General features: G+C 47.4%; 21 protein-coding genes. 8 read left to right on the top strand and 13 right to left on the bottom strand.

All coding sequences use genetic code 11. From position 1 onward, the window contains the following. Positions 1–32 precede the first annotated feature (32 nt). Entirely contained in the window at positions 33–908 is an 876-nt protein-coding gene (locus tag BCT27_RS20940; RefSeq protein ID WP_102317036.1) for a LysR substrate-binding domain-containing protein, read from the bottom strand. Between the two features lie 177 nt (positions 909–1,085). Between BCT27_RS20940 and BCT27_RS20935 the strand changes: the two genes are divergently transcribed. Both BCT27_RS20935 and BCT27_RS20930 read left to right on the top strand, forming a co-directional pair. Next, on the top strand, positions 1,086–1,472 hold the full coding sequence (locus BCT27_RS20935; RefSeq protein ID WP_102317037.1) for an ectoine synthase: 387 nt from the start codon (positions 1,086–1,088) through the stop codon (positions 1,470–1,472). Between the two features lie 54 nt (positions 1,473–1,526). Beyond that, positions 1,527–2,780 (top strand): Nramp family divalent metal transporter, encoded by a 1,254-nt coding sequence (locus BCT27_RS20930; RefSeq protein WP_102317038.1) that lies wholly within the window; start codon positions 1,527–1,529, stop codon positions 2,778–2,780. Between the two features lie 143 nt (positions 2,781–2,923). On the opposite strand, the gene BCT27_RS20925 is transcribed toward BCT27_RS20930, so the two are convergent. Both BCT27_RS20925 and punR read right to left on the bottom strand, forming a co-directional pair. Next, the gene (locus tag BCT27_RS20925) at positions 2,924–3,706 is read right to left on the bottom strand and encodes a HalD/BesD family halogenase (RefSeq protein ID WP_102396661.1); all 783 of its coding nucleotides are present in this window, start codon (positions 3,704–3,706) and stop codon (positions 2,924–2,926) included. 167 nt (positions 3,707–3,873) lie between these two features. After that, positions 3,874–4,776 (bottom strand): DNA-binding transcriptional activator PunR, encoded by a 903-nt coding sequence (gene punR, locus BCT27_RS20920; RefSeq protein ID WP_102396660.1) that lies wholly within the window; start codon positions 4,774–4,776, stop codon positions 3,874–3,876. Positions 4,777–4,957: 181 nt separating this feature from the next. On the opposite strand from punR, the gene punC reads away from it, so the two are divergent. After that, positions 4,958–6,169, top strand: a complete 1,212-nt coding sequence (gene punC / locus BCT27_RS20910) for a purine nucleoside transporter PunC (protein WP_102396658.1) — start codon at positions 4,958–4,960, stop codon at positions 6,167–6,169. Between the two features lie 61 nt (positions 6,170–6,230). Here the strand turns inward: punC and BCT27_RS20905 are convergent, their stop codons facing one another. The 6 genes from BCT27_RS20905 to htpX form a co-directional block, all read right to left on the bottom strand. After that, on the bottom strand, positions 6,231–6,803 hold the full coding sequence (locus BCT27_RS20905; protein WP_102317043.1) for a class I SAM-dependent DNA methyltransferase: 573 nt from the start codon (positions 6,801–6,803) through the stop codon (positions 6,231–6,233). A 196-nt stretch (positions 6,804–6,999) separates the two neighbouring features. After that, positions 7,000–8,322 (bottom strand): DUF1501 domain-containing protein, encoded by a 1,323-nt coding sequence (locus BCT27_RS20900; protein WP_102396657.1) that lies wholly within the window; start codon positions 8,320–8,322, stop codon positions 7,000–7,002. Continuing rightward, entirely contained in the window at positions 8,319–9,848 is a 1,530-nt protein-coding gene (locus BCT27_RS20895; RefSeq protein WP_102317045.1) for a DUF1800 domain-containing protein, read from the bottom strand. The genes BCT27_RS20900 and BCT27_RS20895 overlap by 4 nt, the downstream gene beginning before the upstream one ends. A 388-nt stretch (positions 9,849–10,236) precedes the next feature. Continuing rightward, complete coding sequence (locus BCT27_RS20890) at positions 10,237–12,540, bottom strand: penicillin acylase family protein (protein WP_102396656.1); 2,304 nt, start codon at positions 12,538–12,540, stop codon at positions 10,237–10,239. Between the two features lie 277 nt (positions 12,541–12,817). Continuing rightward, on the bottom strand, positions 12,818–13,180 hold the full coding sequence (locus BCT27_RS20885) for a VOC family protein (protein ID WP_102396655.1): 363 nt from the start codon (positions 13,178–13,180) through the stop codon (positions 12,818–12,820). Positions 13,181–13,306: 126 nt separating this feature from the next. After that, the gene (htpX, locus tag BCT27_RS20880) at positions 13,307–14,188 is read right to left on the bottom strand and encodes a protease HtpX (RefSeq protein ID WP_102396654.1); all 882 of its coding nucleotides are present in this window, start codon (positions 14,186–14,188) and stop codon (positions 13,307–13,309) included. Between the two features lie 283 nt (positions 14,189–14,471). On the opposite strand from htpX, the gene BCT27_RS25720 reads away from it, so the two are divergent. Further along, positions 14,472–14,645, top strand: a complete 174-nt coding sequence (locus BCT27_RS25720; protein ID WP_198597601.1) for a hypothetical protein — start codon at positions 14,472–14,474, stop codon at positions 14,643–14,645. Between the two features lie 106 nt (positions 14,646–14,751). Here BCT27_RS25720 and bioD read toward each other — a convergent pair whose 3' ends face one another. Genes bioD through bioB form a run of 4 tightly spaced genes read right to left on the bottom strand, consistent with a single transcriptional unit; the run spans position 14,752 to position 18,491 of the window. After that, a complete protein-coding gene (bioD, locus tag BCT27_RS20875; protein WP_102390996.1) occupies positions 14,752–15,432 on the bottom strand; it encodes a dethiobiotin synthase in 681 nt (226 codons plus the stop codon). Then, on the bottom strand, positions 15,425–16,252 hold the full coding sequence (gene bioC / locus BCT27_RS20870; protein WP_102396653.1) for a malonyl-ACP O-methyltransferase BioC: 828 nt from the start codon (positions 16,250–16,252) through the stop codon (positions 15,425–15,427). Before bioC ends, bioD begins: the two co-directional genes overlap by 8 nt. Beyond that, positions 16,245–17,423, bottom strand: a complete 1,179-nt coding sequence (bioF, locus tag BCT27_RS20865; RefSeq protein ID WP_102396652.1) for an 8-amino-7-oxononanoate synthase — start codon at positions 17,421–17,423, stop codon at positions 16,245–16,247. Before bioF ends, bioC begins: the two co-directional genes overlap by 8 nt. A gap of 15 nt (positions 17,424–17,438) precedes the next feature. Then, entirely contained in the window at positions 17,439–18,491 is a 1,053-nt protein-coding gene (gene bioB, locus BCT27_RS20860) for a biotin synthase BioB (protein ID WP_102396651.1), read from the bottom strand. 192 nt (positions 18,492–18,683) lie between these two features. Here bioB and bioA point away from each other — a divergent pair, with 192 nt between their 5' ends. The 4 genes from bioA to BCT27_RS20840 all read left to right on the top strand — a co-directional run bounded on the left by bioA (position 18,684) and on the right by BCT27_RS20840 (position 22,012). Next, positions 18,684–19,952: an adenosylmethionine--8-amino-7-oxononanoate transaminase gene (gene bioA, locus BCT27_RS20855; RefSeq protein WP_102317052.1), complete on the top strand. Its 1,269-nt coding sequence runs from the start codon at positions 18,684–18,686 to the stop codon at positions 19,950–19,952. A gap of 99 nt (positions 19,953–20,051) precedes the next feature. Beyond that, entirely contained in the window at positions 20,052–20,615 is a 564-nt protein-coding gene (locus BCT27_RS20850; protein ID WP_102317053.1) for an LON peptidase substrate-binding domain-containing protein, read from the top strand. A 67-nt stretch (positions 20,616–20,682) separates the two neighbouring features. Next, positions 20,683–21,315, top strand: a complete 633-nt coding sequence (locus tag BCT27_RS20845; RefSeq protein WP_102317054.1) for a sigma-70 family RNA polymerase sigma factor — start codon at positions 20,683–20,685, stop codon at positions 21,313–21,315. Then, entirely contained in the window at positions 21,308–22,012 is a 705-nt protein-coding gene (locus BCT27_RS20840; protein WP_102396650.1) for a ChrR family anti-sigma-E factor, read from the top strand. Before BCT27_RS20845 ends, BCT27_RS20840 begins: the two co-directional genes overlap by 8 nt. Positions 22,013–22,041: the final 29 nt, after the last annotated feature.

The raw sequence follows: 22,041 nt of genomic DNA, 5'->3' as shown, positions 1-22,041 counted from the left end.
CCAGAATCGCCATTCGCAGACGGTAACGATTCTCAGTGCTCAGCAACAAACTGCGCAAACCATTCCACAAACTGAACGGCCACGTCACTGGTGTTCTCGCGATAGCTAGCGTAATACCCTGTATCGTTCTGCGTGGAAATATCCGATAACACAATCAAGTCACCACGTTCAATCTCTAGCCGGAACACTTCGACAGGGCACAGCGCGACACCATGGCCGGCGATCACGGCAGTGGCTAGTAAGTTGAAATCCTGAAAGAGTGGCCAACTGTCGGTGGCTGTCCAAGGCACACTTGCGGCTTCAAACCACTCTTGCCAACCTTTGCGATTTTCATCATGGATAAGCGGCACCGTTAATATTTGCTCAGGCGCGTTTAACGGTCCGTGTTGTTGAAGAAAAGTGTTGCTGCATACGGGTTTGTTCGCGCGCGAGAACAGCCATTTAGACACAACATGGGGACCTTTTTCTTGCCCTGTGGTGATCAACACATCCAGCTCATCATCGCCTAAGGTGTCATCCACCGTCGCATAGACAATCTTCACATCGAGATCGGGGTGAGAAGACGTGAAAGTATTCAGGTTGGGTACAAGCCAACGGTTAGCAATGGACGGTATACATCCCACCGTGAGCGATTCTTTGCTCACGAGCGTTTTCACTGTGCGACACGCATCTGCGATATCAAAGAGTGCCGGCGATACTTTCCGGTACAACAATTCCCCCGATCGTGAGAGTCGTATTCCTCTTCCCTCTCGGATAAACAATTTTGTACCCACCCACTCTTCAAGGTTCTTTATTTGATGGCTGACCGCAGCGTGCGTGACAAACAATTCTTCCGCAGCCCTCGAAAAAGAGAGGTGCCTCGCTGTGGCTTCAAACGCTTTTATTGCAGATAACGGCGGTAATTTCATTGTAAGAAAATCTAACAAGTTGGTTGAAATTAGATCAATTGTTCAGCATCACGCTTCAATTCATCATCTTCTTCAAGGTTAGCAGCCTCATACATTCAAGCGTGTCGCATTCTCGACGATAGCGGCAAAGCGCTTGAGCGTTTCTCTTTTGTAAATTTTCTAACACTTGGAGATGCCATGTTTATTCGATCACTCAATGACGTTGAATCGACAGACCGATTTGTGAACTGGGGCAACGGGACGAGTCATCGACTCTTGACCCAACAAGACGGCGTCGGTTTTACCGTCTGCCACACCGTGGTTCGCGCGGGCACAGAATCTAAGTTGCACTATCGAAACCATCTTGAAGCGTGCTACTGCATTGCGGGAAATGGCGAGGTAGAAGACATGAATGGCAATGTGTATGCCATCAAAACAGGTGATATCTATGTATTAGACCAACATGACCCTCATTTTTTGCGCGGAGGCCAGTCAGAAGACCTCATTTTGGTCAGTGTCTTCAACCCCCCTCTTTCAGGCACCGAAAAGCACGATCTCAATAACCCAGAAGGTTCCGCTTACTAAAAGCGACAACACGTTCTAGCGAGAACATATGCAGTACGCCCAAGGAGGGATTATATGTCGACGTCACACACCACATCATCTGCTACGAAATACACATTTATTGACAAGGTTAAAGCGATTGGACCTGCAGTCGTGATCACGGGGTCTTTTATCGGCCCAGGCACCATCACAACCGCCACACGAACAGGCGCAGACTTTGGCTACAGCTTACTTTGGACCATTCTCTTTGCCATTGTCGCCACGATCGTTCTACAAGAAATGGCTGCAAGGTTAGGGGTAGTCACACGACAAGGCTTGTCTGAAGCCATCTCTAAAACCTTTGAAAACAATGCACTCAAACACCTCGCCAGAGGCCTCGTGGGTATAGCGATCCCGCTGGGTTGTATTGCCTATATGGGGGGCGATTTAACAGGTTCGGCGGCAGGCCTTTCCACCCTCACGGGTGTATCGACACAAATTCTCGGGCCCCTTGTCGGTATTACTATTCTGGTACTGATCAATTTTGGACCGTTTGAATTAATTGAAAAATTACTCATGGTCTTAGTGGCCATCATGGCAGTGGTTTTTCTTATTGCGGTGTTTGCCGTCGGGCCAAATTGGTCGGACGTTGCCACGGGATTAATCCCTTCAATTCCTGACGGTGGCATGTTTTTGGTTCTTGGTTTGATTGGCACAACCATTGTGCCCTACAACTTCTTTGTTCATGCCATCAATGCAAAAAAAGCGTTCACCAGTACTGATCAGTTGGAATTGTCCAAACTCGATATCATCGTGGCGATCACGGTTGGGGGCTTTATCACGGCCGCCGTCATGATCACGGCAGGAACCGTCATCAAAGGCACATCAGTTGAAAGCATTGCGTCTATGGCGAAAGCACTCGAACCCGTACTCGGCGATTTTGCGAGTCCGTTTCTGAGCGTGGGATTGATTGCCGCAGGCTTGTCCTCTGCAATCGTCACACCGCTGGGTGCATCTTATGTCTTAGCGGGGTTATTTGGTTGGAAATACGACAAATCGGATAAGCGTTTTTTCTTTACCAATCTGTCTATTTTGATTTTTGGTATTTTCATTTCCGCTACGGGATTGAACCCTATTTTCGTCATTATCTCCGCACAGGTATTGAACGGAATTATCTTGCCCATTGCTGTCATCTTGCTGGTGATGATAACCAGTCAGGCGAAATTTATGCGCGAATACGTGAACAGTAAAGTATCGCTCGCGTTTGGTATTCTGATTAGCCTGATCACCATCTTTTTAGGCGCGAAGAGCTTTATTTCAACGGTATCTTCATTGGGAGGAATCGGATAAGCGAACGCTATAACAAGAACCGCAGAGCAGCACTACGTTCACATGCGGCATCGAGTCCAACATTTTGCAGCTTTATTGGGCTGCTTTTTTCTTTTCAACGGCAGGTCATGTGAAACGGCGCGGAAGAACAATGCAAGGGCGAATCAACCCAACCTTCCGTAAAAGGTCATTCTTGCCGACTCGGAAAGTGAAATACCCTTCTCGGTGTTGTAGGCCAGCACCACCAGCATACGTGTTATGTCACCAACAACCGGTGTCACACGGTGCATGGCATTCCTTCCTCGAAACAACACCAACGCACCCGCATCCATGGCCAAGGTTTTCGTCTCCACCATCCCATCAAGGATTTGCCCAGACCGTTCAAAATTCATTTCACCCTTGTCAGCATCGCGCACGTCTTTCACGTATTCAAACGCGCCACCACCTTCCGGCGATTGAATCATTAAGGTGATAGCAAAGGATGAATTATCGAAGTGCCAACCAAGCTCCTGCCCTTCGTTTGCATAGTGCAAGTTGACAGACGAAAGCGGATCATCATAAGGATAAAGCGCTTGCTCTCCGAGCACATTGCACAGGAAGCGTTGGAATCTTTCGTCTTCATAGAGCGAATGTAGATGAGAAACTTGCGGAATTTGGTCGGTCGTGATGCAGCCTTTGGACGAAGACACTAAACGATTACGCGGGTGATCTTCTGCAAACTCATCATCAAGCGGGGTGAGGTAGATGTTGTGTTGTTTTTCCGAGTAAAAAGCAAGGTGTTGATTCTCTTCACCCTCTCTTTGGATAGACGAAATCGCTTCAGGGCGCAGAAAGTCCCTAAGCACCAACACACCGTGTTCATCAAGCGTGCGTTTGCATTCAGCGTAAAATTGCTCATCGTCGATTTGGTAGCTTGTAGTATCGACAATATTACTCACATCTATCATCTCACCAAGATCCTTCTGGCAGTGTGTCATCGTTGCATTCATCACCGATACATCGATGAGAAACACCTACAGTGTAAGTGCTTCATTGTCATGCCTGTGCGATCTTTCTGAGACAGAGAACGTACGACAGTCGATAACTTCGAACAATGACACCGCTTTCTGTTTTGTCACTCCAACCACTCTCTGTGCGCTTTTTCTGCATCGCCTAAGTAATCCAATATCCAATTCACGGCGGGGTTTTCTTTGTCGGTTCGCCAAGCAATACAACACGGGCTTTTGCTTGGTGGCTCAACCAAGGTTTTCTCTATCAACTCGCCGCTTTTTAAATACGGTTCTGCCATGTGAGATGGCATTGCACCAATCCCTAACCCGCTGCGAAAACACTGAATGGCGCTGTGCCAATTTGGCACCGTTAAACGTCGCTGGTTATCGAGCAACCAAGTGGCACGCTTCGGCAAGATGCGCGAGGTGTCTTCCAAACAAATGGCGGGATAGCTCAATAATTGTTCGTGACGAATCGGCTCTTGCTCGCTGGCCAATGGGTGATTTTTCGACACCACGAATCGCCACGTCAAAATGCCCATGTCACGATAGCTGAGGTTCCCACTGACAGGTACCGCTGCTGTTGCACCGATAGCAATGTCTGCGCGGTCATAAGCCAATGCATCCCATACGCCGTTAAACACTTCCATCGTCAGCAGCAATTCAACGTCAGGAAAGGCATCGTAAAAATCACGAACCAATGAATCGACACGGTCTTCTCGCACGACGTTATCTAAAGCAAGCGACACACTGCGTGTCCAACCGTTTGCGACACGTTGTGTTTGTATGCGGATTTCATCCATTTGTTTCATCAAGCCGCGAGCCTCTTCGACGAAGAATACCCCTGCAGGCGTTAATTTCACCGAGCGATGCAAGCGTTCAAATAAATTCACAGCAAGTTTTTGTTCCATTTGGCGAACCGTGTAGCTCACCGCGCTTGGAACTTTGTGAAGCTCTTCAGCCGCAGCCGAGAAACTGCCGCGTCGTGCGACAGCATCAATAACTTGAAGATCAGGATAAGAAAACATATGTGAAGACGCCCTTTTTCATTGGTGTACCTGCCACTCAACGAGCAAATATTCTCTTATATTGGCCACACTTAGCCATCAAATCAAATTTTTTGAAAGCAATGGAGAAATTTTACCGTTTCACAGAGTTTTTCGTGGCGGATACACTCCACGACATTGATAAACGAACGGACAACGTAAAATGAAAAATTCTGTTCCTATGACAACAATGGTGTGGTTTGCAGGCTTGAGCATGCTTGGCTTCCTTGCAACCGATATGTACCTACCCGCTTTTGAAAACATCCGTCTTGAAATGGGTACGACGCAATCCATGATCGGCCTATCTTTGACTGTGTTCCTATTGGGCATGGCGTTAGGTCAAGTGGTTTACGGTCCGTTGTCTGACCGCATTGGCCGCATTAAAGTGCTGGTCGGCGGTATGGCACTGTTCACGGTCGCGACCGTGGCGTGTTTCCTATCCGACAGCATTGAAGTGTTTCTTGCTGCACGCTTTGTACAAGCGTTAGGTGCATGCAGTGCGTCTGTGATTTGGCAAGCCATCGTGATAGATCGCTATGACAGCAAAACATCTCAACGTGTTTTCGCAACTGTCATGCCGTTGGTTGCACTGTCACCGGCTTTAGCACCACTTGCGGGTGCGGCACTGGAATCTCACTTCGGCTGGCGCAGTATTTTTATCGCGTTGGTGGGTTTAGGTGTGTTGTTGGTTGTTACCACGCTTCGCCAAGAAGAAAGCGCACCCGCCATAGATACGAACGAAAAAATGGGCGCGAAACTGGTTAGCGACTACAAGCACATCGTGAGTTCACGTAAGTTTGTTGGCAACATGCTTATCTTCGCTGGTTGTTCAGCGGCGTTCTTTGCATGGCTAACAGGCTCACCGTTCGTGATGACAGAAATGGGTTATAGCGGTGCTGACATTGGTATGAGCTATGTACCACAAACTATCGCGTTCATTGTGGGTGGCTACAGCTGCCGTGCATTGTTGAACAAGTACGATGGTTCAGTGCTTCTTCCTTGGTATGTGGGTTTGTTTATCGCGAGCGTATCGGCCATTTTCGTGGTGTCTTGGCAGTCTGATGTCACTACCATCATGCCAGTATTGATCCCATTCTGTTTCTTGGCAGTGGCGAACGGTGCGATTTACCCCATCGTGGTGAACAAAGCGTTGGAAGATTTCAAACACTGTAGCGCAACCGCTGCAGGTCTATTGAACTTCCTACAAACCATGATCTGTTTTGTTGCGAGTGGCATTGTATCAGCGCTAGCCGTTAGTGGTTTGTTGACAGTCTCTGCGGTAATGATGGGCGCTGCAGCTTCCGTTGCACTTGGTCTCGCGCTCAGCTGGAACGGCAACCGTGCGACGTTAGAAGAAGGCCCACAAGCGGCATAATTCATCGAAACAACAGACGAAAAGACATAAAAAAAACCGCCCTTATCGGCGGTTTTTTTGTTTATGCAGTGCGCTGACCGACCCCCATCAACACCCGCATGTCCCCCATGTTGAATGGAATGGAGGTCGAAATGACGTTCAAGCCCGCGTTCGTGTACGCCTCTTCAATTTCACTCACGGTGAAACCGGCGCCTGAACTCTCGCTCTTTTCCCAATCCCATTGCACCAGCAAACCACCATCCACCAACAGCATGGCTAACAACGCGATGGTTTCTTGATAATCCGGCACAAACGCAAGCGATGATGAAGCCACGATCACATCAAAACGTTGACCCGCTTGTTTGTATTCTCGAACAAATATTTCATCAACGACACCGATCACAGTGCTCACGTTCGGCAAATCTTTTGCTTTCAAGGCATTGATCATTTCCACAGAGGGGTCAATGGCAGTGATTGAAGTCACTTTCGGCGACAGCTTTTCTGTCAACAAACCGGTACCACACCCAAAATCGAGGATCTTACTTCCTTTGATTGCCACAACGTTCGCCAACGCACTGGCTACTTTTTCCGAATAGGCGATAACCGCTGCATTGGAATCCCATTCTGCAGCCATATCATCCCAACTTTTACTCATGTTCTGCTTCCTACAGCTTGGCGAATAAGAGAAAAATACTAGGGCAAATCACTATTCGCTGCCACCAAACCCCATGCGTTTTGTAGCGTATTGAGTGATTGGTTCACCTCTTGCCTAGATAACTTTAGAATTCCCTTGAAAAAAGCCAGAGCAATTGGCTCTGGCTTGTTCATTTTTTGGGTTTTGGCTACCTCGATCAGCGAGACACCAAACCCATTTCCATCGGTCCACCAAATTTCGGCAACGTTGGGAATACGGTATTAAGGGCACCGTTCCCCAATCCAAGCCATTTCACCATGTAGGCGGCATATTGTTCGTGCGCTATTTTCGGGATGATCCGACCTTCACCGTTGTCGTCTTTGCCACCACGAGTAAAATCTGGGTACTCGCCACAGCATTCGCCGCCGTGTGTTGGCCCGCCAAACATAAACTGCCCGCCGCCCCAACCGTGGTCTGTGCCCTTACGGGCATTATCGTGCATGGTGCGTCCAAACTCAGACAGTGAACATGTCAGTACGTTTTCAGATAAACCATCCGCTTCCAGTGCGGCATACAACCCGGCGACCGCCTCTGAAAATTCTTTCATCAAGCCATCTTGACGGCGAACTTGATTATCGTGGGTATCAAAACCACCGATAGAGACGTAAAACACCTGACGGTTATGACCCAAAAGCTGTGCTGCATCGATCATTTGCTTGATGCCACGCAGCTGGGTGCCAAGGTTTGATGTCGGAATTCGGTCATCCATAGGAATGCCTTCAACAATCGGCTCCATTTGTTTTTGCGCCGATACCGCTTGTTGCACAACATTGGCATACCCTGCGACCAACGGTGAGTCATAATGCTGGTTCGCCATGGATTCATAGCTCGAGCGAATAACTGCACTCGACAAGGCTTGTAGTTCTTGAAAGCCATTTTTGTTCACGAACATGGAATCCGTGGAATAGCTGTTCAAAATGGAGTTAGGGCCGGTGTAGAAGCAATTTGGCATGTCAGCCATAGAGCGGGCCATCACATCCATCGACATCCCCAACCAACCGTGCTGACTGTACGCCTCTCCCATCCAACTGTGTTGCCATACTTCTTGCTGCTTGTTATGAGCGAAAAGATAAGGCGGCAGTTCTGCGCGGCCAGACTCAAGATCTTCTTTTGATGTCGGCGCGAGCAATGGCCCTACATTCATGACGACATTCGCTTGGTTTTTTTCAAACAACGGCATGAGTGCACGCATGGATTTGTTCAGGCCAAATTGCACGCCATTTTTATCTTTAATGTTAAGCGGCATAACGTGACTGCGCGGTACTGCAATGCCTTGGCGTGATGCGTTGAATTTATTGAAATTCTCGCTATCCAGCGGCAAAACTTGATGGAAAAAATCATTACCGCCATTCATAAAAATGCAGATTAAGGCTTTGTAGTCTTCAACGCCTCGTGCTTGAAGGCTAAAGCTCATAGGTGCGGCAGCAGCAGCGCCTGCAATACCGGCTGATTTGATGAAATCTCTACGTGTTAGTTTCATGATGCGCGGTTCTCCTGAACATGGAAATATGGGGAAGATAAAGCGATAAACATTAATCGCTGAACCCACTTACCTGCGTGCATATCGAGACCGTTGTAATGATCAGACAATATGTGTTGCAGCTCTACCGGCATAGCGCCATTAAAAAATCGTTCTGATACTTCAGCAACAAAGCCTTGAATATCTTTGGTATCAAATGGCGCTTTTAAATCTTCAACGTTGATATAAAGTTGTTTTTTTAGTGGTTTATTTTTGTCTTGCAGATTAAGTCTGAATATTCCATATATGAAATTGTGCACATAAATAATATGGGACCAATCAATAATCTGTAATTCTGGGGAGACCAAATTGTTTTCACTTACAACACCATTAGGGGCGTAATCAGGTAAGTAAAAGTTAAATACAGACGGTGAACCCAGCGGATATTGGTTACACGTTTTCAGATACACTAAATCCGTTTCTACCAATGCGCTACCTGCCCCCGGTTGTGCATCTAATGCGCGGTAGATGTAAACCAAAGATAACCAAGGCTCACGGATTTTACTCATGGTCATTGGTGTGGCGGTGTACACTTCCTCGTCTGCAAGCACAGCCCAAACAACCGCTTTTAGATCCCCGACAACACCCTCTCCGTTATTCAAGAACACTTCGGTCACACGACGAACATAGTCTGGTGATGGATTAGATGTGGTCAGCTTTTGAATCAAGCCTTTACTGATGTTAGGGGCTGTAGAAGGATGATGTAGCAGCATATCCATCACGCGATCCATTTCTACATCGGCACTGGTATTTTTAGGGAAACGGTGCCCCATGATCATCTTTTCACCAGGGTCATGATACTGACCGTTGTTGGTCATGGCTTCTATCATGTGGCTATCAAGACTGTCCCAACCTGTGAAGACGCGTGCCAATTCCTGAATGTCTTTTTCGTCGTAGCAAGCCACGGGTTGGCCATTGTTTCCCATGATGTAGCTACCATCAATGTCACGTTCATACAGTCCAACAGAAAATAACTGCAAAATCTCACGTGCGTAGTTTTCATCTGGACGACGCCCTGTTAAAGGGTCACCCATCTGATTGCCTACCATGGTCAAGTAATGCCCCATCACTGGCGATAGAGACACTGCTTTCAATAATTCTCGGTAATTCCCAAACGCATGCCCACACAGCAAATCGTTATAGTGAGCGATTGCAGGTGTGTGGTTAATGAGGGTGGCATCTTGATCTGAGGCCACAAAAATTTGGCTTAGCGCGTAACCCACTTTTTGTCGCAGTTGGTCATCGCCATACAGCGCGATATCTAGCCATGCACGAATACGTGTCGAACGAGATATCATTTTTCCGTAACCCTGTGCTGCGAATTGTTTTTCGCATTGCTTTAAGTGAGAGGAAGCTGGCAGCTTCACTTGTTCATCGAACCAAGCCTTAGCGCGTTTGTTGACTAATGCATTTGCCTCGCCCTGCTTCGGACCAAACGTCGCGAGATCCAACCAACGTGAAGCATGTGTGAAAGAATCAAATTGCATATCAATTACCCTTAAATGAGTCGGGCAAAAGTGATTTGTATTTTTACTACTGGTTATCACTTTTGAACCATTGGACACACATTTAAGAATATTCATATATTTCACTCTGCAAATAAAGCCTGACTATTTATTGGGAGAGAGTCAGAATAATAGATTAGATCTCAATATAGAGACATTTACGTCATTGACTATTTACACCAATATGAACTAGCACTTTATTTTATTCTAATTACTGAAACGAAAATTTGTAATAAAACGTCGTAAAGCATTGGTAATTCTATTATTTCTCTTCATTAAATTACCGTAATTTAATGAAGGATTTTTTACGCATGGATTATATCGTATAAAAAAGAGCCTGTTGGCTCTCGTTTTATTCGGAAACAAAGCGCTAAGGCGATGTCGGAATGAATTCAATTTGATGAAGCACACTACCCGGTAAGAACGGGGTTGAATCCTGATTGGCATATTCACCAAACCCCGAGCGGTAAAACGGTGAAAGTGGATGGCCACTCTGCCCGCCTGGCAGTGTGAGAACTCCATTCACTTCATCGCCAGGCTGAACAATCAGACGCTGTGATGCGCCAAAATGCTTACCCTGCACGGCGGGCATAAACCTGTCTCCAAACCCTTCCACGTCGGGCATATTCAGCAGATTACTCAGCACTGGGATTTGCTGACTGAACGGATGTTGAACTTGAAGACGATTCACATCCCCCCAACGCAGCGCTTTCAACGATCCTGTTTCATGCCCTGTCATGTCCACCATGAGTTGCGCGCGCATATCAATGTATGTGGTTGTGAAAAAGACGTTCCAATTGGCCGCACCTAGAGGCTTCCAGCTGTCAGCCTGCGCTTGAACCAGTTGCCACAATGCGGGCTCTAGCTGTCTTTCTATTAACGCCAGACTTAGATTCTGCGCAGCAAGTTGAGACTCTATGGGCGCGAACAGTTGATCGATGAGTGTATCTCGGTAACGTTTCACTAAGCTGTAACCGACGGAGTCGGCACATGCACAGCCTTGCCACCCTTCTATTTCCCTGATGTCTTCGGAAAATAAATCAGGATCTGTTTTCAATACACCGAGCAAAAAGCCCTGCCATCGCGTTAAAAACAACGCCTCGTTATCCAATTGAATCTGATAGAAATCATCAATGTCGAACACGTCTTTCTCAAACAACCGTGCTTTTATCTGCTCGCTGCGCGCACCAAGTGCATAACCACCATCACCAAACCGTCGATGCTGAGAAGCACTCACAGCGCGGCTGTTCGCTGTCCAAATTCGTTGATCTTTCGGATTAACCCGCGAGGGAAGGTCGCGCGCTTGTTGTAACCAAGCATCATCAAAACGTGAAGATGAAACGGGCACATCACTCGGTTTGCGCCTGTCAGGCACTGCACCCGTGATTTGCCATGCGATATCACCACGGCTATCCGTAACCACCATGTTTTGCGCCGGTATGCCAATCTTCTTACTCACAGCAAGCGCGTCGGACACGGAGTTAGCCACTTCAAGGTTCATTAAGTTCAGATTGATGGCGTAATCCTGATAGCCAACCCAGGTCAGCGCATATTTCTCGTTATCAATCCGTCTTACTGGTCCAAAATGACTCACTTCGACATAGAATGTCTTCTCGCCATTTGGCAAAGGAATGCTTTCAGCATCAAGCGCCGTTTTGTCTTTATCAGACAGTTTTATCCAATCTGCCGTATCGATATACGAGTTCGTAAAGCCCCACGCAACCTTGTTATTTGAGCCAACGACAATCGCAGGCACACCCGGTAGGCTCACGCCCGTCACCTGTGTCTGTTTTTCATCATTGATGATGTTGAGCTGCGCGCGGTACCAAATCACTGGCGTACTGAGCATGAGGTGCATATCGTCCGACAACATGGCCTTACCATTGCGAGTCAACGCACCGCTCACAGCCCAATTGTTGCTGCCAACTTCTGCGTTTTTCTCGATGGGTTTCACCATCGCCGTTTTTAGGAAAATACTGTCGAGCTCTGGAATTGACACTTTTTTAAGGGGAAGGCGACTGCCATCCAACGCGGCTTGGAATTCACTGGTTTGAATCAGAAAAGCGAGGGTGTTAGCACCAAAAGTTTGTTGAATAGCGTGATAGACAAGATCTCTGTCAATGCTCAGCCCCTGCAAATCCAAATACATGCTATACACAACCAGTAGTGAATCCTCGGGCTTCCAAGGTTTTCGCTTTGACTGCGTGAGCAAGTATTCGAACGTTGGAAAGGACGCATGGGCAAGTGCATCGTTAACGCCTTTGGCATAAACAGACAGCATCTCTTTTTGTTGCTCAGGAAAAGCGGCGAGCATTTTTTGACTGCGTTTTCGAAGTTGGTGGAAACGTACCTTTTCATCGAGCGGCAATGCGGCAGCACCAAACAACTCCGCAAGCTCACCTGCGGCGTTGCGGCGGAGTAAATCCATCTGAAAGAAGCGATCTTGACCATGCGCATAGCCAAGCGCATACGAAGCATCTAATCGATTTTCAGCATGTACAATCGCTGTGCCCAATTCATCGCGACGTAAAAGAGTGGGCTTAGAGATCACAGAGGACACTGTGTTTCCAGACAATGTCGGCAAACTGATCGTGAGCGCGCCATAAAAAAGTGCTGTGGCAAACAAGCCCAGCAATATTAGCGCTACAAGGATCACCCTGATCTTTTTAAACATGTCCCTAAACCTTAAGCCAAAGCGCAATGAACGTTTTCTATCCGCTTTGAGAAATAACCTCATACCCCAAACGTTGAGCTGTTTAGTCGTTATCTATTTATTTAGCATATACCCAGAATGACTATGCATACCATTTCATCATATTGATGCTGAACACAAAATAGTCATTTCACAATATAAGGCACTAAATGCAGATGGTCTCAATAACGATGTATGGATTAGTGGTTTTAATGGGCAACACAATATAGCTTAGTGGGCAAACCTGCCGCTTTTATGGCTAATGACCATGAAGACCAATACGATTGCCTTCACTGTCTTTAATATGGGCATAGTAGCCATTGTTGCCAATGGCGGTTTTAGGTACGAGCACTTCAGTTTCATTTGCTACACGCTCTAACACCGCATCCATGCCTTCTACATTGATATACACCATGACGCCCGCAGTGCTCGGCGTGCAGCCTTCACCCGCGATAAGCGTACCAGTCGCACCGTATGCTGCACCCTCTTGCACGGGGAACCATGCCATGTCCGTGCCGTTCATATCATGACGTTTAAGAGAAATAGCAAACACGCGCTCATAAAAAACGATCGCCCTTTCCATGTCTTCAACGGGAATTTCAAACCAAGTAACAGGGTTCATGCTGGGCTCCTTTGCCTATTTTTTGACTCGCTATCACATTGATTAACACTAGCGCATGCTACTTTTCATTTACGCCCAAAACGACAAAAGCCCCCATAAATGGAGGCTTTTTCTCGAACTCAGGAATTATTTTACGTATTCACCACGACGTAACGCATCAATACGTTTGTCCAGTGGCGGGTGCGTCATGAACAATTCGCTCAGTGATTTTTTACCGTTGATACCGAAAGCGACCATCGAACCTTCAAGACGGCTCTCATGGCTCACCTTCAGACGCTCAAGTGCAGCGATCATCTTCTCACGGCCAACCAAGTTAGCAGAGCCCGCATCCGCATAAAATTCGCGATGACGGCTAAACCACATGGTAATGATGCTCGCCAAAATACCGAACACCACTTCCAGAATCGATGACACGATGAAGTAGGTCATAAAGCTACCACCGCCCTCGCCTTCTTCATCATTGTTCACGCCACTGATCGCACCAGCGATGAGGCGAGAGATAAAGATAACGAAAGTATTCACTACACCTTGCATCAACGTCAGTGTCACCATATCGCCATTCGCGATGTGACTCACTTCGTGCGCAAGTACAGCTTCTGCTTCGGCGCGGGTCATGTTTTCAAGCAAACCACTTGATACGGCTACCAGCGAGTCGTCACGCTTTGCACCAGTAGCAAACGCGTTAATGTCGTCTGAGTAGTAAATAGCAACGGTTGGCATGCCAATGCCCGCTTGTTGCGCTTGACGGCTTACGGTGCTCATCAACCAGTGTTCTGTTTCGTCGCGCGGGTGTTCAATCACTTGACCGCCCACTGAACGTAGTGCCATTGATTTTGACATCATCAAAGAGATCAATGAACCACCAAAACCGAATAACGCAGCCATCAACAACAAACCAGACAGGCTGCCAGGTTGCATGCCGGTGACGGCATATACGATGTTAAGAACAATACTGAAGACGAAAACAACCGCGAGGTTGGTCAACAGGAATAAAGCTATGCGTTTCATGAGTAATCTTGTCTCCGAAATGATTGAAGCGCTCAGGTGAGATAGTAGGGTCAAACGTGCGAAAAACAAGTCCATGTAGCAATTTGTTACGCATTAGCTTGACGAATTAGAACACTGCCTCTTTTATATACAGCACAGCTGACGTTTAAAAAGTTTTAAGGGATTAGACTTTGGTCGAGTTGTCTTTAGGCACTATCCAGAATAGTGTGTTTGAAACGGTGAGCGCATCAGGTTGATACGCTTTTGCATCCAAGTTTGGATGCGATTCTAAGGAGAGAAAACCATGGCTGACAAAGAGAACTATCGTGTCGCTATCGATATACTTTGCTGTCACTTAGGCATGAGCTTTGACGAAGCTTGCGCAGAACTTGGTCTCGCTGATGACGAGAACCATAAGTTGCAACAGGTTTCTGAAATGCAGCAGTCTCTAATGGGATTGCTAGAAGACAACAAATAGTCGTACTGCACTGAGCAGATAAAGAATATTGAAAAGCCAGCATTCGTGCTGGCTTTTTGTTGTTTAATGTCTAATTTTTTACGCTTTTTTAGAGCGACCTATCAGACTAAAGTCCAAGAGGTTTTATATCAATATAGGCGCTTAGATCACGTGTTTTCACTTTCGTCATGTAAGGTATTTCACCGAGTTTTGGCACCTGTAAGTGATGCTCCAACGTTTTGACGATATCACTGTAATGTTCTGTGCCGGGATTAATACGGTTAGCAACCCAACCTGCAATTTCCAGCCCGTCACGACGAATCGCTTCTGCCGTTAAATAGGCATGATTTAAACAGCCAAGTTTGATGCCTACAACAAGGATAACGGGAAGCTTTTCTTCTTTTACCCAATCTGCCAGTGTCGCATCATACGTGACAGGCACTCGCCAGCCGCCCGCGCCTTCCACCAACGTAAAATCTGTTTTTGCTTGGATGTTTTTCAATCCATCAGTTAGCACGGAGAACATAATCTCTTTGTTTTCTAGCTCGGCAGCGATGTGCGGAGAACACGGTTCATGAAGCAAACAAGGGTTAACTTCATCGTAACCGAGGGCCAAATTTGATGCCGCACGTAAGCACACTGCATCTTCATTTGTCAGCCCTTCATGTGTTTCGTCACTGCCTGCTGCAATCGGTTTATAACCACCGACGAGCAGCCCAGCTTTCGCCACTGCTTGCATTATTGCTACAGAGGCGACCGTTTTACCCACCTCGGTATCTGTGCCAGTCACGAAATAGCTTTTAGTCATTGGTTATCACTCCAAAGCAAACTTGATAAGTCGCGGGGACAGTGCCATCAGCACGTTGGAATTGACGATACGCCGACTCTACCGTGAGCAATGCTTTTCTGCCATTTAATCCCGCCTTTCTTCCTTCGTCTAAATGCGTTGCACCTATGCCTTTAAGATCTTTCATCAGTGCAAAAGCCGAAGGATAGCTCTCTGCTATCGCTTTGCATTCTAGGGTGTACCCTGTGAAACCAGCTTGCGCGAGCGCAATGTTTACCGCCTTAATGTCTACAAAGGCATTCACATGCTGTTCAGAATCTACGACTTCCCACGCTTTTTTCAGCTCCAACAGTGAACCGTCGAGAAGCGTTGAAAACACAATCGTCCCGCCGGGTTTCACCACACGTTTTAACTCAGACAAAGGCACAGAGAGATCTTTACACCATTGCAGAGCAAGCGAACTGAACGCCATATCGACACTGTTCGACGCCAATGGCAATGCCTCAGCATCTCCCGATACATAAGTCAGTGAATCGCCACAACGGTCTCGTGCTTTTTCAAGCATACGATCAGACAAATCAAGCGCGATAACTGACGCACCTTTACTGGCCAACTGCGCGCTGAAATATCCCGTCCCACAGCCCAAATCAAGGATGTGCCTACCCTTCCAGTCATGGTGCATCGCCATCAATTCATGACCAACTCGACGCTGAAACGCTGCACTTTTGTCGTATGAGTTTGCCGCTCGTCCAAACGCCGCTTTGATTGCAGCTTTGTCATCATGTTGCTGTGCGTTTAATTCTTCATCAAACAAGGAACCGAGCGATGCTGCGTTACTCATGTCGATCCCCTTCGAGTATGTGGCGTAACTTGCAGGCTAACGCGTTAACGTCATCCAATGTTTGATTCACAGACAAAGTAATACGAAGCCGCGATGAGTTCGGTGGCACCGTCGGTGGCCGAATAGCACCCGTCCAAAAGCCTGCTGATTTAAGATGTTCTGCCGCTGTTAGCATCGTTGTGACATCACCAAGCACTACGGGTTTTATCGGTGTTTGCGTTTCCACGACTTCATGGTGTTCACTCAACACACGGTGAAACCGTGAAGACAATTCATGCAATTTCTCTCTGCGCCAGTTGTCTTTTCTTATCATGCTTACGGCTTTTGACAGCGCATAAGCCTGTGCGGGCGGCATGGCAGTGGAATACACATAGTGCCGCGCGAACTGCGTCAGATAGTCATGCACTTGCGCGCTGCACATCACAGCAGCGCCCATCATTCCAAAGGCTTTTCCGAAGGTCACAATCAAGATGTCAGGCTGAATGCCTGCATTGTCGCAAGATCCGCGCCCTTCTTTACCCAACACACCAATGCCATGCGCATCATCAACCATCAAACACGCCTCATTCGCACGACACACAACATCGATGTCGGCAAGTGGTGACAGATCGCCGTCCATACTAAAAACACCTTCTGTGATGACAAAACGGGAGGGTGCTTCTGATTGGTTTTTTAACGCACTGTCGAGTTTGGCGGTATTGTTGTGCAGGAATCGCAGCATGGTGGCTTCAGACAAGATACCCGCTTCCATTAAAGACGCGTGATTGAGCTTGTCTTGAAACAGAACATCCCCTTTCTCTAGCAAGGAAAAAATCACCGCTTGATTCGCTGAAAAGCCACTATTAAACAACAGTGCTTTGTCAAAACCGAGCCAGTCACACAGCGATGCTTCTAGTGCCTGATGGGCGTGTGAAAAGCCCGTCACAAGGGGCGATGCTGTGCTACCAGCACCGTAAAGAGATAGCCCATCCTGCCACGCTGAAATCAAAGCAGGATCATTGGCAAGACCGAGGTAATCGTTGCCCGAAAAGTTCAGGTACGTATTGTTGTGCTCGTCAATGAGCTTCCCATCTCGATGATGGAAAGCCTTCACTGAACGATGAAGCCCTTGTTGCTGACGTTCAGCAAGCTTCTGCGCGATACGGCTTGGCAGTCGGCTTGGTTCACTCATGGAATATTGCGAACCTTAGACGCTGGCTTCGTAGAACAAATCGTCTTTGCCAGGACGCGAAGCAACACGTTCAGCGACTTCGGCTAACAGAGACTCTTCCTGAACGGCATCAGGTTTCTGCGCACGTTGTTCGCTGTTGATTCCCAACTTTTTAAACAACATCATGTCTGCATCTTCGTCTGGGTTTGGTGTAGTAAGCAGTTTGCACCCGTAGAAAATTGAGTTAGCACCCGCCATAAAACACATGGTCTGCATTTGCTCGTTCATGTTTTCACGGCCGGCTGAAAGGCGAACAGCAGATTTCGGCATCATGATGCGCGCAACGGCAATGATGCGGACAAAATCGAACGGCTCGACATCATCAACGTCTTCTAGCGGCGTACCTTTCACTTTCACCAACATATTGATTGGCACACTTTCAGGGTGGTGAGGAAGGTTAGCCAACTCCATCAACAAACCCACGCGGTCACGGGCATTTTCACCCAAACCGATGATGCCACCTGAACACACTTTCATGCCCGCGCCGCGCACGTTTGACAATGTGTCCAAGCGATCTTGGTATGTACGCGTGGTAATGATGTTGCCGTAGTATTCTGGCGACGTATCCAGGTTGTGGTTGTAGTAGTCCAAACCCGCACCTGCCAACTCTGAGGCTTGAGCTTCATCCAGCATGCCCAAGGTCATGCAGGTTTCTAACCCCATGCCTTTCACCCCTTGGATCATTTCCTTGAGGTATGGCATGTCGCGTGCTTTAGGGTTTTTCCATGCCGCCCCCATACAGAATCGGGTTGCGCCAGAACGCTTCGCTTTATCCGCTGCATCTAATACGCGCTCAACTTCTAACAGGCGCTCTTTTTCAACATCAGTACGGTAATGGGCACTTTGAGGGCAATATTTGCAATCTTCTGGGCATGCGCCCGTTTTGATAGAAAGCAATGTGCTCACTTGCACTTCATTGGCGGGATGAAACTGTCGATGAACCTGCTGCGCTTCAAACATCAGATCCATAAAAGGTTTTTCGAATAAGGCCTGCACTTCCTCGACAGTCCAATTATGGCGAACTTCCACCTGTAATACCTCAATTTGGAATGAATGACATACCCAAAACACCTAATGAGACGCACCTAAGTGCCAACCCTTTCTCGACAGTGACGAGAATACAAAGTGATTTGGGTATGGTGACTTGTTCAGTCTAAAGTCAGGCATTACAATGTCAACAGTGATTGACTTCTATAGTTTACAACTGGATATTTTATATACATGGATATTGCTTTCGATCGTGAACATATTTGGCACCCTTACACCTCAACCATCAACCCGCTTCCGTGCTATCCCATCGCGCGCGCAGATGGCGTTTTTCTTTACTTAGAAGATGGCACCGAACTCATTGATGGCATGTCTTCTTGGTGGGCAGCGATTCATGGTTACAATCACCCTGTGTTGAATAAGGCTTTGATTGATCAAGCGGGAAAGATGTCTCATGTGATGTTTGGTGGGATCACCCACGAGCCCGCGATTGCACTTTGTAAACAACTTGTCGAGATGACACCCGCGCCATTAGACAAAGTATTTCTGTGTGATTCAGGCTCAATTTCGGTGGAAGTTGCACTCAAAATGGCGTTGCAATATTGGCATGCGAAAGGCGCACCGAAATCGAAATTTTTAACACTGCGCCACGGTTATCACGGCGATAGCTTTGCAGCCATGTCGGTCACCGATCCAGACAATTCGATGCATAAGCTATACAAAGGTTTTCTTCCTGAACACATCTTTGCCGATTCACCTGAATGTGGCTTTTATGATAAATGGAAGGAAGAGGACATTGCTGATTTTGAACTCAAACTGACAAGCAACGTTGATGACATTGCAGCGGTGATTCTTGAGCCTATCGTTCAAGGCGCAGGCGGCATGCGTATTTATCACCCTACATTTTTGAAACGGGTGCGTGCGCTGTGTGATGAACATGGGGTGTTGCTAATTTGCGATGAAATTGCCACCGGATTTGGTCGTACAGGTAAGCTCTTTGCCTGTGAACATGCGGGTATATCGCCGGACATTCTTTGCGTAGGTAAAGCCCTAACGGGAGGCTATATGACCATGGCCGCCACGATCACAACAAAACACGTTGCTGATACCGTATGTAGCGGTGAAGCAGGCTGTTTTATGCATGGCCCGACGTTTATGGGCAACCCTCTCGCCAGCGCCGTGGCAAATGCAAGTTTACAGCTTTTAAAAGACACTCCGTGGCAGGAAAAAGTGCTGACCATTGAGTCACACCTTGCATCCATGCTGCCCCCACTAGAAAGCCTTAATGCAGTAAAAGACGTGAGGTGGCTTGGGGCGATTGGCGTCGTTGAACTCAACACCCCCGTACACGTAGAGTCAATTCAAAAACACTTTGTTGAGTCAGGTGTTTGGATCCGTCCTTTTGGACGTCTTATCTATATCATGCCACCATTTGACATGCGTAAAGAACAACTTCAAAAACTGGTTGATGCCATTCAACGTGCAGTAGAAAACATGTCATAAGCACGCATACGCCGTGTTACACGGTGCCGAATTGATGCCCGAAGTGATCGCATCATGAAACACCTTCGTAAATTCTAACGTTATTTATGGAGGTTCTTCATGCAATTGGGTCTATTTCCGCTACCCCTGTTTTTGCTCCCAGGGGGCATTACAAAACTTCGTATATTCGAACCTCGTTATGTTCGCCTTGTGAAAGAATCCATGGCAGAGCAAAAAGGGTTCGTTCTTGCGATGAAAGAAGGCGATGCTATCTGTACCTACGGAACGCACGTTCAAATTATCGACTTTGAAACCCTGCCAGACGGTTTGCTCGGGGTCACCATAAAAGGTTTATCACGGGTCAAGTTGTCACACATTGACAAAGAAAACGACGGCCTATGGGTTGGGCACACCGAGGCGCTGCCTGATTGGCCACCAAGCAATGCGGATACTGGATTGCTTGGCGAAGCACTGGAAGCCTTGTTCAAAACACACCCCGAACATGCCTCGCAATACGAGGAAGTATTGTGTTTCAATGACGTTAATTGGGTATGTCAGCGCTGGTTAGAAGTGCTGCCTTTAGCCAACAATCAGCGCCAATGGTTTATCGCGCAACACGACGCAGAAGATGCGATGCAGTTCATAACCGTACTTCTTACCGAAGAAACTCAGAGAGAATATTGATCCAATTCCTTTTTCATTACGTTAACCAATACATGTCACAAATTGGCACATACAGGAAACATTGATAATGGAAATGGCCAGAAGTACGTATAATGCTAACAACACAAAACGTTCGAGTAGTCAGACACCTATGTCAGTTCCCACTCCCGAAAAGTTGGCAGAACTATTACAACGCGTCGCTGAAGGGCGTGATGAGGCAGCATTTGCTGCGTTGTTTAAGCACTTCGCACCCAAACTCCGTGCATACGGCTTACGTCACCTTCGTGTCGACGGGCATGCCATGGAACTCGTCCAAGAAACAATGATTTTGGTATGGCGCAAAGCACATTTATACGATGGCTCCAAAGGGGGCGCATCGACGTGGGTTTTCACTATCATGCGGAATGTCAGTTTTGACATGCTGCGCAAAGTGAAAAGCAACAGAGAAGATTGTTTGAGCGGCGATATTTGGCCTCTCATCGATGGTGAATCGGGTGACCAAGAAGATGAAGCACTGCAGGAGCAGATACAAACTCAGCTCCTGTCATACATCGATCTTTTACCTGACCTACAGCAGCAAGTCGTTAGAGGTGTTTACTTGAAGCAGTTAACTCATCAGGAACTAGCAGAACAGCTCGACGTCCCGTTGGGTACGATTAAATCTCGTCTTCGTTTAGGTCTTCAAAAGCTTCGTACACACTTGGAGGTGAACGATGATTAAGTATCACCCAACCGATGAAATGCTTGCAGCGCATGCTGTTGGCGATCTTGCGGCTTCAATGTCCATCGCCGTATCTGCACATTGCGAGATGTGTGAACAATGTATGAACAAAGTGGCTTTGTTTACCGAGCAAGCCGCCCAACTGGCGTTCGATGCACCTATGCTGCATGGCGAAAATGCAGTGGCGAGCAACGACAATGCTCAAGAAGAACCCTTGGACATGGATGCTATGTTCGGCAACATGCTTGCTGACATCATGTCTGACGAAATGGTGCCTAAAACGCTCGTTACGCCTTCACCTAAAGCTGAAATCAGCGTGTGCGGAGAAACGTACTCACTCCCAATAGCATTGCGCCGTTATCATCAACTGGGGTGGAGCTCTATCGGCACCATTAGCCGCGCGCGACTTCCATTGAATGAGGGCGATACGCGAGCCAGTCTTTTGCACATAGGCATGAACGGCAGTGTGCCTAGCCATACCCACAAAGGCACAGAGCTTACTTTATTGTTGGGTGGCCATTTTGAAGACGAACACGACACTTATGTGCCGGGTGACTTCATTATGTTAGACGCCAGCAACCATCACACACCACAAACTCACGACGGTTGCCTCTGTTACACCGTTTCAGATGCCCCCTTGCACTTTACCAAAGGCGTTAGCCAATTGTTAAATGCCGTGGGTCGCGTTATTTATTAATCAATCCAACTGGTTAACATAGACGCCAC

This window comes from Enterovibrio norvegicus (assembly GCF_002876705.1).
In the GTDB taxonomy this organism is placed as follows: Bacteria; Pseudomonadota; Gammaproteobacteria; order Enterobacterales; family Vibrionaceae; genus Enterovibrio; species Enterovibrio norvegicus_B.
The sequence above is the reverse complement of the archived record's forward strand: the minus strand, read 5'-3'. Positions and strand labels throughout refer to the sequence as shown.